This is a genomic window from Kitasatospora saccharophila, assembly GCF_039529925.1.
GTDB lineage: Bacteria > Actinomycetota > Actinomycetes > Streptomycetales > Streptomycetaceae > Kitasatospora > Kitasatospora saccharophila.
This window is the reverse complement of the sequence record NZ_BAAANS010000115.1, coordinates 1-11,846: the sequence shown is the minus strand read 5'-3', so window position 1 is coordinate 11,846 and position 11,846 is coordinate 1. Positions and strand designations below refer to the sequence as shown.

The 11,846-nt window shown below is 74.0% G+C and carries 6 protein-coding genes; 5 read left to right on the top strand and 1 reads right to left on the bottom strand.

Going from position 1 to position 11,846, the window contains the following annotated elements; translation table 11 throughout:
• Nucleotides 1-199 precede the first annotated feature (199 nt).
• Nucleotides 200-784 carry a hypothetical protein gene (locus ABD345_RS39005; protein ID WP_344559420.1) on the bottom strand — a complete coding sequence of 195 codons (585 nt, stop codon included), beginning with the start codon at nucleotides 782-784 and terminating at the stop codon, nucleotides 200-202.
• On the opposite strand from ABD345_RS39005, the gene ABD345_RS39000 reads away from it, so the two are divergent.
• From ABD345_RS39000 to ABD345_RS38980, 5 genes are all read left to right on the top strand, one after another.
• Nucleotides 771-3,620 carry an ABC transporter permease gene (locus ABD345_RS39000; RefSeq protein WP_344559418.1) on the top strand — a complete coding sequence of 950 codons (2,850 nt, stop codon included), beginning with the start codon at nucleotides 771-773 and terminating at the stop codon, nucleotides 3,618-3,620. The genes ABD345_RS39005 and ABD345_RS39000 overlap by 14 nt on opposite strands.
• Nucleotides 3,617-6,577 carry a hypothetical protein gene (locus tag ABD345_RS38995; protein WP_344559416.1) on the top strand — a complete coding sequence of 987 codons (2,961 nt, stop codon included), beginning with the start codon at nucleotides 3,617-3,619 and terminating at the stop codon, nucleotides 6,575-6,577. The genes ABD345_RS39000 and ABD345_RS38995 overlap by 4 nt, the downstream gene beginning before the upstream one ends.
• A gap of 144 nt (nucleotides 6,578-6,721) precedes the next feature.
• Nucleotides 6,722-8,920, top strand: coding sequence for an SF1B family DNA helicase RecD2 (recD2, locus tag ABD345_RS38990; protein WP_344559414.1), 2,199 nt, complete (start codon nucleotides 6,722-6,724; stop codon nucleotides 8,918-8,920).
• A gap of 233 nt (nucleotides 8,921-9,153) precedes the next feature.
• Nucleotides 9,154-10,443, top strand: a complete 1,290-nt coding sequence (locus ABD345_RS38985; protein WP_344559412.1) for a citrate synthase — start codon at nucleotides 9,154-9,156, stop codon at nucleotides 10,441-10,443.
• A gap of 485 nt (nucleotides 10,444-10,928) precedes the next feature.
• Nucleotides 10,929-11,648: an SDR family NAD(P)-dependent oxidoreductase gene (locus ABD345_RS38980; protein WP_344559411.1), complete on the top strand. Its 720-nt coding sequence runs from the start codon at nucleotides 10,929-10,931 to the stop codon at nucleotides 11,646-11,648.
• Nucleotides 11,649-11,846 lie beyond the last annotated feature (198 nt).

Below are 11,846 nucleotides of genomic sequence, written 5' to 3'. Positions count from 1 at the left end.
CAGGGGGGACCCTGTGGGAGAGTAGGACGCCGCCGAACAATCATTCAGGAAAAGCCCCCCGACGGGAAGTCGGGGGGCTTTTTCGCGTTCCCGGGGCCGTTCCGAAGTTCCGAAGGGGAGCAGGGGGCAGGCGAACGAGTCCGGTCCGTGATCGTCGGACGGTTGTTTGGGCGGAGGGTTGGCGGCAGACTGCCCGTCATCAAGATTGGTCCAGACCATCGAGCGATGACGGAAGGACTTCGGGGGACATGCGAGCGGACGGGCGGGGTTCACCCGCCGGTGTGCGCCGGGCCGGGCAGCACGGGGTGGTGCTGGGGGCCGCGGCGGTGACGGTGTTGTTGGCGGTGGCCGTGTTGACGGCGTTGACGGCGCTGACGGCGAGTTCGGTGACGGAGGGGATGCGGAAGCGGTTGGAGGACGACCCGCGGTTGTCCGTCTCGGTGTCGGGGCGGTACGCGGAGGGCGCGGACGAGAAGGCGGACGCCCGGGTGCGGGCGGCGTTGCACCGGGCGCTGCCGGGGGTGTCGGCGCGGATCGAGGAGGTGCTGCACGTTTCGAATCCGTTGGCGGTGCAGTTGCCGGCGGGGTCGACGGTGGGGGCCTCGGCGGGGGTGGTGGCCTCGGGGCTGCCGTTGTCGCCGGTGGCGGTGGAGGACCCGCAGCGCTTCGCGCAGTTGGCGCAGGGCGACTGGCCCCGGGACGCGGGGCAGGTGGTGCTGTCGGAGCAGGCGGCGCGCTGGTTGGGGGTGTCGGTCGGGGCGACGATGCCGATGAACAAGATCAACAAGTCGATGCCGGTGACGGTGAGCGGGGTGTACCGGCCGGTTCCGGGGACGGAGGCGCTCTGGCAGGCGTGGGCCGAGTCGTCGTCGCTGCGGACGCCGTCGGGGCTGGTGCTGGCGTCGCGGGAGATGCTGCGGACGGCGCCGTTGCTGCAGGAGGAGGTGGACGTGCAGTGGACCGCGCTGCCGGACCCCCGGGGACTGCGGGTCGACGGGCTGGCACCGCTGCGGGACCGGGTGGAGCAGCTGACGCAGGGCAACGCGATCAGGTCGGTGTTCCGCGGGTCGGAACCGGCGCTGGAGGCGTTGCGGGCGGGCAGTGACCTTCCGGAGGCCCTGGAGGCGCTGCGGTCGCCGATGATGGTGGCGCGCTCCGGGATGCTGGTGCCGGTGACGATGCTGGGTGTGCTGTCGGCGGTGACGATGGTGCTGACGGCCCGTCAACTGACTGATTTCCGGCGGGCGGAGCTGCTGCTGCAGTTGGCGCGCGGTGCGGGTCGGGGCCGGTTGCTGGGGGCCGCGGCGGCGGAGTGGGCGCTGTGCACGGTGCCGGCGGCGCTGGTGGGGTTGTGGGCGGCGGGGCCGCTGCTGGGGTTGCTGGGTCGGCTGGAGTTGCTGGTGGAGGGTGCGGCCGCGGAGGCGGCCGGTCCGGCGGCGTGGGCCGTGGCGGGGACGGCGTTGGTGCTGCACGGGTGTGCGGCGCTGCTGCCGGTGGTGTGGACGGCTGACGGTGGCGAACGGGAGACGCCATCGCGCAGCGGTCGCCGGGTGGTCGCGCAGCGGGCCGGGGCCGACCTGGTGCTGGCGGCGGTCGCGGTGCTGGCGTACCTGCAACTGCGGCAGTACCAGGGGTTGTTGAGTCCGGCGGCGAGCGCGGTCGGGTTCGACCCGGTGCTGGTGGCGGCGCCGGTGGTGATGACGGTGGCGGCGGCGCTACTGCTGTTGCGCCTGCTGCCGCCGCTGGGGCGGCTGTTGGAGTCGCTGGCGCGGCACGGGCGGGGGCTGGTGGCCCCGTTGAGCGGCTGGCAGGTGAGTCGGGGGCGTGCGGGGCAGGGCGCCCCGGTGCTGTTGATGGCGCTGGCGTTGGCGGTGGGGGCGTTGACCACCACGGTGATCGCCGGTGAGCCGCCGAGCGACCGGGACCGGTCCGCGTTCGAGGTGGGCGCGGACCTGCGGGTGACGGACGGCGAACTCCCGTCGGGGCAGCGGTACGAGGCGCTGGCGGGGCTGCCCGGGGTGGCGGCGGTGACGCCGCTGGTGTCGGCGCAGGGCCTGGTGCGCGGGGTGCCGACCACGGTGTTCGGTCTGGACACGGGGGCGGTGCGGCCGGTGGCGACCCCGGCGCGGATGGAGCCGGGGGCGTCGGTGCACGCGGTGCCCGCGCTGCGTTCGGATCTGGAACGGGGTTCGCTGGCCGACCAGTTGGGCCGGTTGGGGTCGGACGTCCCGGTGCACGGGATGGTGATCGAGGGGCGGCCGGTGTCGGTGGACGCGCGGGTGTCGGTGGCCTCGCAGGACCCGGTGGACCGGACCGGCCCGGTGTGGCTGCAGGCCCAGGTGGAGGACGCGAGCGGCCTGGTGACGGAGGTCCGGTCCCGGGTCACGCCGGACGGGGCGTCCCGTACGGTGTCGATGCCGCTGCCCGGGCAGGGGCTGCACTATCCGGTGCAGGTGACCCGGCTGTCGTTGCGGGCCGCACCGGTGAGGGAGTTCCGGCGGGCGTTGCTGACGCTCACGGTGTCGGGGGTCGAGGGCGCTTCGATGCCGGACGGGACGAGGTGGACGAACGTCACCCCGGGGATGCCGGAGCGGGCGACCGGCCTGTGGTGTCCCGGGCGGGACGAGGCGGGCCAGGCGCAGCCGGTGCGCCAGGCGGGGGTGTGCTCCTCGTCCCGGCCGGACGGCGGGCTGCTGACGGCGGTGGTGCGCGCCGCGGCCCCGGAGATCGGGGTGCCGGAGCAGATGGCGGAGTCGTTCTCGCTGAGCACGGGGGACGACAAGGTGTCGTTCTCGCTGCTGCCGGTCTCCGGGGCGAAGAAGCGCGACGTGGTGCCGGCGCTGGTGAACTCGGCCTTCCTGCGGGAGACCTCGATCGAGGTGGGCGCGCAGACCCGGCTGATGTCCGGGGACACGGACCAGTTCGGGCTGTCGGTCGTCGGCGTGCTGGACGACCTGCCGGGTGGTCAGGGCCGGGACGTGCCACAGGTGTTGGTGGACCTGAAGGCGCTCTCCTCGACCCGGGCGGCGCTCGGTCTGGACCCGCTGGGGGACGAGGCGTGGCTGCTGGCCGCGTCGTCCGGGGACGGCGGGGTGCGGGCGGAGCGGGCGATCGCGGCCGATCCCCGGCTGGGCCGGGTGGACAGTGCCCGGGCGCGGGCGGCGGCGCTGGCCGAGGATCCGTTCCGGTCCGGTCGGCGCAGTGCGCTGGTGCTGTCGCTGGTGCTGTCGCCGGTGTTCGCGGTGGCCGGGTTCACGGTGCACGCGGTGGGGTCGGCGCGGTCCAGGCGGCGGGAGTTCGCGGTGCTGCGGGCGCTCGGCGTGCGGCGCCGGCAGTTGGCCGGGGTGCTGCGGCTGGAGCAGTCGGTGGTGGTCGGTTTCGCGGTGCTGCTGGGGGCCTTCCTCGGCGTGGTGCTGGCGGCGGTGGTGCTGCCGCTGATCATGGTCGACAACGGCGGCCGGGCGGTGTTCCCGGCGCTGGAGATGACGGTGGGCTGGGGGTGGACGGCGGTGGTGGTGCTGGCGACCGGCCTGGGGGCCGGTTCGGTGGTGCTGCTGCTGTCGAGGACGTTGGCGCGGGTCGATCTGGCGCGCGAGCTGCGGGCGGGGGAGAACGGATGACCGGGCGGGACGGAAGGCGTTGGGCCCGGCTGCGGCCGGGCGGGTTCGGCGGCTGGCGGCCGGCGGCGCGGGAGGCCCGGACGGGCTGGCCGGTGCTGGCGGTGCTGGCGCTGCTGTCGGCGGTGCTGACGGTGGCGACGCTGCTGTGGCCGCCGGTGTTCGACCGGCTGGCGACGAAGGAGGTGGCGCGCCGGCTCTCCGTGGCGCAGGTGAACGGTCCGCTGCTGAAGGCGACCACGTCGGTGAACCCGCCGGTGGCGAAGCGGGGCGAGCCGGCGGTGCGGTCCGGCACGCTGGACGAGGACCTGACCAAGGTCGGGGAGGGGATGCGGCAGAGCGCCACCGGGGAGCTGGCGCGGTCGCTGGTCCGGGTGTCGGGTTGGGCGCAGGCGGCCGGCATGGAGCTGTCGGGCGACGGCGTGCCCAAGCCGCACGGCAACCCGGGGGTGGTGTCGCTGGTGTACGCGCAGGACGCGGCGGACCGGGTGCGCTGGGTGGCCGGCCGGGCGCCGGGGCGGCCGGCCGACCAGGAGAAGGCGCCGATCGAACTGGGCCTGTCCGCGGCCTCGTTGGAGCAGTTCGGGCTGCGGGTCGGCCAGCAGGTGCACTTCGCCGGGCAGCCCGGGCAGACCGGCTTCACCGACGCGGTGGTGGTCGGCGAGTTCGAGCCGCTGGACGGGTCGGACGACCTGTGGCGCGAACTGCCGCTGCTGAACTCGCCGATGGACTCGCACGAGCAGCCGAACGTCTACGTCAGGTTCGGGCAGGCGATGGTGTCCGCGGCGGGCCTGGAGGCGATGGAGGCGCGCGGTTCGCAGGCGCTGGACGCGACCTGGGTGTTCTGGACCGCGGAACAGCCCTGGGGCACCGCGGGCACGGCGGCCGGTGCCGCGGAGCTGTCGAGCGGCGCGGTGGGGTTCGGCGAGGCGCTGTCCACGGCGGCGTGCGGCGCGGTGGTCTCCGACTTCAACCCCTGCGCCGCCGGGACGCGGACGATGAAGCCGCCGACGCTGACCCAGCGGCTGTCGGAGCTGGTCGACGCCTTCGCGGTGCAGCGGGCCCGGACGGTGGCGCTGCAGTCCTTCGCGCTGGCGGGCCTGCTGTCGATCGGGGTGTCCACGGCGGTGGCCGCGGCCCGGCTCGGCGCGAGGCGCAGGGAGGGGGCGCTGGCGCTGCAGCGGGCCCGCGGCGCGGGTGAGTCCGCACTGGCCGCCGTTCGGCTGCTGGAGGCCGTCCCGGCGGCCCTGGTGGGCCTGTTGGCGGGCTGGGCGGTGTCCGTCCGGTGGGCCGACGACCGTCCGCTGGGTGCGTGGTGGCCGGCGGTGCTGGCGGCGGTGCTGGTGGCGTGCGCGCCGGCGGTGGCGGTGTGGTGGCAGGGCCGCGAGGCGCGCCGGGCGGGCCGGGAGCCGGTCCGCCGGCGCGGTCTGAAGCGGGCGCTGGGCGTGTCCGCGCGGCCGGCGGTGGAGGGCGCGCTGCTGGTGCTGGCGGGGGTGGGCGTGCTGCAGTTGCAGCTGCGCGGCGCGGCCCCGCCCGGGGCCGGGACCGATCCCGAACTGGCCCTGGTGCCGGTGGTGTTGGGCCTGGCGGCGGTGGCGGTGGTGCTGCGGGTGTACCCGGTGCCGCTGCGGCTGGTGACCCGGTGGGCGCGGCGCGGGCGCGGCACGGTCGCGCTGGTCGGCCTGGCGCAGGCCGGGCGGCGTTCGGGCGCGGCGGCGACGGCGCTGCTGGTGCTGGTGCCCGCGCTGGCCTGCGCGGTGTTCGGCGCGCTGGTGTCGGGCACGGTCCGGGAGGGCCGGGTGGAGGCCGCGCGGTGGCGCACGGGCGGTGACGCGGTGGTCCTCGGGCCGGCGCAGCGTTCGCTGCCGTACGACGAGCTGGGGGAGGTCCCGGGGGTCGCCGGGGTGCTCCAGGTGCGCGGCGGGCAGGGCACGCTGACCTCGGACGAGGACGGCACGAAGGTGAAGGCGGTGGGCCTGGTCGGGGTCGACCCGGCGGAGCTGGCCCGGTTCGAGCCGTCCTCGCGGCTGGCGGCGGCGCTCGGCGCCCCGGAGCTGACCGCGCCGCTGGCCGGGGGCGCGGAGCTCCCGGCGCTGGCCGACCGGGCGACGGCGGAGCGGTTCCCGGAGGGCTCGTTCGACGTGGACGCCGGGACCAGCCGGTTCCGGGCCCGGATCGTCGGGACGCTCCCGGACGGCGCGGCCGCGGACCGGGCGGTCGGGCCGGTGGTGGGCGACGTCGGCACCGCGGGCGGGCTGCTGGTGTTCGGCGGCCCGGGCGCGCTGCAGCTGCCCAAGCAGAGCGGTCAGCGCAGCGCGGCGGTGCTGTTCGCCGCACCGGGCCGGCCCGGTGCGGCGGCGGGTGCGGGCCGGATCGACGCGGAGCGGCTGCGGACGGTGGTGGCGGGTTCGGCGGCGGCCGCGGGCGCGGGCGGCGGCGGTGCGGCGGGCGGGGCGATCAGCCGCGGCGCGCCGATCGAGATCCGTTACCTGGACCGGGAGTTGCGGGAGTCGTCGTCCGACGGGCTGGTGTCCGCGCTGGAGACGGCGTTCCGGGCGTCGGCGGCGATCGGCCTGCTGCTGGGGCTGCTCGCGGTGGTCCTCGAACTGCTGCTCAGCTCGGTGGAGCGCGGGCGGGTGCTCGCCCACCTGCGGACGCTGGGGCTCGGCGGGCGGGCCGCGGCGGGGGTCCAACTCGTCCAGCTGGTCCCGGTGATGGCGGCGGCCGTGATCGGCGGCACGCTGCTCGGGCTGGCGCTGCCGTGGCTGCTGGGGCCGGCCCTGGAGCTGCGGGCCTTCACCCAGGGGCCCGGTGCGCCGGCGTTCGCCCCGGACTGGGCGGGCATCGCGGTGGCGGCGGTCGGGCTGCTGGTGCTGGTGCCGTGCGCGGCGGCGCTGGAGGGCGTGGCGGGGCGCGGCCGGGTCCCGCGGGTGCTCCGGCTGGGGGAGGGCGCGCAGTAGCGGGCCCGCCCGGGGGGTGACGGGGCCGCGTGCCGCCCGGCGCGCGGCCCCGTCGCGTTCGAGCGGCGTCGGGGCGGGTCGCGGTGTCGGTCGGGCGGAGTACCTTTCGCGGTGGCGTGTTCCTGATCGCGGGTGAGGTGTCCGGTGCAGCTGGCGCAGGTGGAGGGGGTCCTGGAGCGGATCACGTACGCCAACGAGGAGACCGGGTACACGGTCGCCAGGGTGGACACCGGGCGCGGCGCGAACGACCTGCTGACGGTGGTGGGGGCGCTGCTGGGCGCGCAGGTGGGGGAGAGCCTGCGGCTGTTCGGGCGGTGGGGCTCGCACCCGAAGTTCGGGCGGCAGTTCACGGTGGAGAACTACACGACGGTGCTGCCGGCCACCGTCCAGGGCATCCAGCGGTACCTGGGCTCGGGGCTGATCAAGGGCATCGGCCCGCGGTTCGCGGAGCGGATCGTGGAGCGCTTCGGGGCGCAGACCCTGGAGGTGATCGAGAACGAGCCGAAGCGGCTGATCGAGGTGCCGGGCCTGGGCCCGAAGCGGACGAAGATGATCGCGGCGGCGTGGGAGGAGCAGAAGTCCATCAAGGAGGTGATGGTCTTCCTCCAGGGCGTGCAGGTGTCGACCTCGCTGGCGGTGCGGATCTACAAGCAGTACGGCGACGGCTCGATCGGGGTGGTGAAGAACCAGCCGTACCGCCTGGCCTCGGACGTGTGGGGCATCGGCTTCCTGACGGCGGACCGGATCGCGCAGGCGGTGGGCATCCCGCACGACTCGCCGGAGCGGGTGAAGGCGGGCCTGCAGTACGCGCTGTCGCAGTCCACCGACGACGGGAACTGCTACCTGCCGGAGGAGCGGCTGATCGCGGACGGCGTGAAGCTGCTGCAGGTGGACGTGGGGCTGGTGATCGACTGCCTGGCGGAGCTGGTCGCGGCGGAGGGGGTGGTGCGCGAGCGGCTGCCGGGCCCGGACGGGCAGCCGGTCGCGGCGGTGTACCTGGTGCCGTTCCACCGGGCGGAGGTCTCGATGGCCGGTCAGCTGCTGCGGCTGCTGCGCTCGGCGGAGGACCGGCTGCCGTGGTTCCGGGAGGTGGACTGGCCGGCCGCGCTGGGCTGGCTGGCGAAGCGGACGGGGGCGGAGCTGGCCCCGGAGCAGGAGCAGTCGGTGCGCCTGGCGCTGACCGAGAAGGTCGCGGTGCTGACCGGCGGTCCGGGCTGCGGCAAGTCGTTCACGGTGAAGTCGATCGTGCAGCTGGCGCTGGCGAAGCGGGCCAAGGTGGTGCTGGCGGCGCCGACCGGGCGGGCGGCGAAGCGGCTGGCGGAGCTGACCGGCGCCGAGGCGTCGACGGTGCACCGGTTGCTGGAGCTGAAGCCGGGCGGGGACGCCGCGTACGACCGGGACCGGCCGCTGGACGCGGACCTGGTGGTGGTCGACGAGGCGTCGATGCTCGACCTGATCCTGGCGAACAAGCTGGTCAAGGCGGTCGCCCCGGGCGCCCACCTGCTGTTCGTGGGGGACGTGGACCAGCTGCCCTCGGTGGGTGCGGGCAAGGTGCTGCGGGACCTGCTCTCGCCCGGCAGTCCCGTCCCGTCGGTGCGGCTGACCAGGATCTTCCGGCAGGCCCAGCAGTCCGGCGTGGTGGTCAACGCGCACCGGATCAACGAGGGCCTGCCGCCGCTGACCGAGGGCCTGCCGGACTTCTTCCTGTTCGTCGAGGAGGACTCCGAGCGCGCGGCCGGCCTGACGGTGGACGTGGTGGCCCGCCGGATCCCGCAGCGCTTCGGCCTCGACCCGCGCCGGGACGTCCAGGTGCTGGCGCCGATGCACCGCGGCCCGGCCGGCGCGGGCGCGCTGAACACGCTGCTCCAGTCGGCGGTCACCCCGGCCCGCGAGGGCCTGCCCGAACGCCGGTTCGGCGGGCGGACGTTCCGGGTCGGCGACAAGGTCACCCAGATCCGGAACAACTACGACAAGGGGCGCAGCGGCGTCTTCAACGGCACAGTGGGCGTCGTGACGGCACTGAGCGTGGACGACCAGCGACTGACGGTGTTGACCGACGAGGACGAGGAGGTGCCGTACGACTTCGACGAACTCGACGAGCTGGCGCACGCGTACGCGGTGACCATCCACCGTTCGCAGGGCAGCGAGTACCCGGCGGTGGTGATTCCCGTCACCACCTCGGCCTGGCCGATGCTCCAGCGCAACCTGTTGTACACGGCGGTGACGCGGGCCAAGAAGCTGGTGGTGCTGGTCGGGTCGCGCAAGGCCATCGGGCAGGCGGTGCGGGCGGTGAGCACCGACCGGCGGCACTCCGCGCTGGACCACAGATTGGCTGCGGGCTGAGTTCGAGGCGGTACGGTACGTTCAGAGGTTGTCTTGACGTGAAGAGATTTAGGGCGGAACCTGGTCCGGTGCCGCCGCCGATCTTGTCCGGTTCACACCGGTGGCGGCAGCGGAGTTTGTAGGCCCCGGTCCTTCCCGGGGTCACCCCCGGGTGCGCGGCCGTCCTTCGGGTGGGGGATCGTTGAGACAGTCAGGGCAGTCGGATGAGGATCAATTTCGTCGGTGAGGAAGACGTGAGCGACAAATCGGTAGTACTGCGGTACCAGGACGGCGAGTACGAGTACCCCGTCGTCGAGAGCACTGCGGGCAACGCCGGCTTCGACATCTCGAAGCTGCTCCCGCAGACCGGCCTGGTCACCCTGGACAACGGTTTCGGCAACACCGCCGCCAACAAGTCCGCGATCACCTTCATCGATGGTGACGCCGGCATCCTGCGCTACCGCGGCTACCCGATCGAGCAGTTGGCCGCGGAGGCCAACTTCATCGAGACCGCTTACCTGCTGATCAACGGTGAGCTGCCGAACGCGGGCCAGCTCTCCGCGTTCAGCAACGAGATCACCCAGCACACCCTGCTGCACGAGGACGTCAAGCGCTTCTTCCAGGGCTTCCCCCGGGACGCGCACCCGATGGCGATGCTCTCCTCGGTGGTCGGCGCGCTCTCCACGTTCTACCCGGAGAGCCACAACCCGTTCGACGAGGCGCAGCGCAACCTGTCGACGGTCCGCCTGCTGGCGAAGCTGCCGACCATCGCGGCGTACGCGTACAAGAAGGCGATGGGCCAGCCCTTCGTCTACCCGCGCAACGACCTCGGCTACGTCGAGAACTTCCTGCGGATGACCTTCGCCGTCCCGGCCGAGGACTACGAGCTCAACCCGGTCGTGGTCAACGCCCTGGACAAGCTGCTCATCCTGCACGCGGACCACGAGCAGAACTGCTCCACCTCGACGGTGCGCCTGGTCGGCTCCTCGCACGCCAACCTGTTCGCCTCGATCTCGGCGGGCATCTCGGCGCTGTGGGGCCCGCTGCACGGCGGTGCCAACCAGGCCGTGCTGGAGATGCTGGAGCAGATCCAGAAGGACGGCGGCGACGTCGACGGCTTCATCCGCAAGGTGAAGAACCGCGAGGACGGCGTCAAGCTGATGGGCTTCGGCCACCGCGTCTACAAGGCGTTCGACCCGCGCGCCGCGCAGGTCAAGGTGCTCGCCCACGAGGTGCTGGCCCAGCTCGGCCAGTCCGACGAGCTGCTGGAGATCGCCCTCAAGCTGGAGGAGCACGCGCTCAAGGACGACTTCTTCGTCTCGCGCCGGCTCTACCCGAACGTGGACTTCTACACGGGCCTGATCTACCGCGCGATGGGCTTCCCGACCAGCATGTTCACCGTGCTGTTCGCGATCGGCCGGCTCCCCGGCTGGATCGCCCACTGGCACGAGATGATCAAGGACCCGACCAGCCGGATCGGCCGCCCGCGGCAGATCTACACCGGCGTGGAGATCCGCGACTACGTGCCGCTCGACGCCCGCTGAGCCGTCGGCCACCAGCACCGAAGGGGCCCGGCCCCGCCTCCCCCCACGGGAGGCGGGGCCGGGCCCCTTCGCGTCCGCCGTACCGCGTCCGCCGTGCTGCGTGTTGGGGCGCACGGCGCCCGGGCCGGCTCCGGTCGGGAACGGCCGCTCAAAGCGTCCCCAGGGGGCCCGGAGCCGGCCCGGCGCCGTGCGCGAGGGCGGTCGACGAATCGACAGCCCGTCCGGGGCCCGCCGGAGCCCCGCTCTACAAAAGGTAAGACGTACCAGGGGGCGCAGAGTTACGCCAGGGGGGTGTGAGTTGCCTCTCTCCACTCTCCGTGTGCGTCCGCGCACCCGTACGGCCGAGTGCATATCACACCGCACGCTCGGCGCGCGGCGTCACCCACCCCGCAGCCCTCGCAACCCAGCGTGATAGGAATCGTGGCAATCCGGTACGGACCGCCTGCGGAACGCGGCGCGGCGAACGGTCAGGGAGGGAGTGCGCAATGGCCAGGAACGTCGTAGTCACCGGTGGGGGCACCGGCATCGGCCTGGAGGTGGCCCGGCGCTTCGCTGCGGCCGGGGAGCGCGTGGTGATCGTGGGCCGCCGCCCCGGCGTCCTCGACCAGGCCGCGAAGGAACTCGGCTCGAACGTCACCCCGCTGGTGTGCGACCTCGCCGACCCCGACGCGGTGGAAGCCGCCCTGGACGCGCTGCCCGCCCGGATCGACGTCCTGGTCAACAACGCGGGCAGCCGGGAGACCGTGCTCGGCGCCGGACCGCACGCGGTGCTGGCCCGCTGGCGCGGCGACTTCGAACGCAACGTGCTGACCGCCGTGCTGCTCACCGAGTCCGTCCGCGACCGGCTCACCCCCGGCTCCGGCCGGGTGGTCACCGTCTCCTCCATCGCCGCGCTGCGCGGCGCGGGCTCCTACGGGGCCGCCAAAGCCTCCCTGCACGCCTGGAACCACTTCCTGGCGGCCCAGCTCGGCCCGTCCGGGATCACCGCCAACATCGTCGCCCCGGGCACCGTCGCCGGCACCGAGTTCTTCGGGCCCCGGCTGGACGACGCCGAGGTGGCCCGGCGCTCGGCGCGGACCCTGCTCGGCCGGATCGGCGAGTCGGGGGAGGTCGCGGCCGCGGTGTTCTTCCTCGCCTCGGCGGAGGCGGGGTTCATCACGGGGGAGATCCTGCACTGCAACGGCGGGGAACTGCTGGGCCGGTAGGGAGAGCACCAGCCCCTGATCGCGCTTCCCGCCGTTCACACCCGAGCGCCTGGCTTCACCTTGTGGGTTGGAAGTTTCGCAGCCGCAGGCTGTTGGTGAGGACGAAGACCGAGGAGAAGGCCATGGCGGCGCCGGCGATCATGGGGTTGAGGAGTCCGGTGGCGGCCAGGGGCAGGGCGGCGACGTTGTAGGCGAAGG

What these genes read in the sequence shown, in the direction of transcription:
- ABD345_RS39000 (WP_344559418.1), top strand. Translation starts at nt 771, where the DNA reads ATGAACAAGATCAACAAGTCGATGCCGGTGACGGTGAGCGGGGTGTAC.
- ABD345_RS38995 (WP_344559416.1), top strand. Translation starts at nt 3,617, where the DNA reads ATGACCGGGCGGGACGGAAGGCGTTGGGCCCGGCTGCGGCCGGGCGGG.
- ABD345_RS38980 (WP_344559411.1), top strand. Translation starts at nt 10,929, where the DNA reads ATGGCCAGGAACGTCGTAGTCACCGGTGGGGGCACCGGCATCGGCCTG.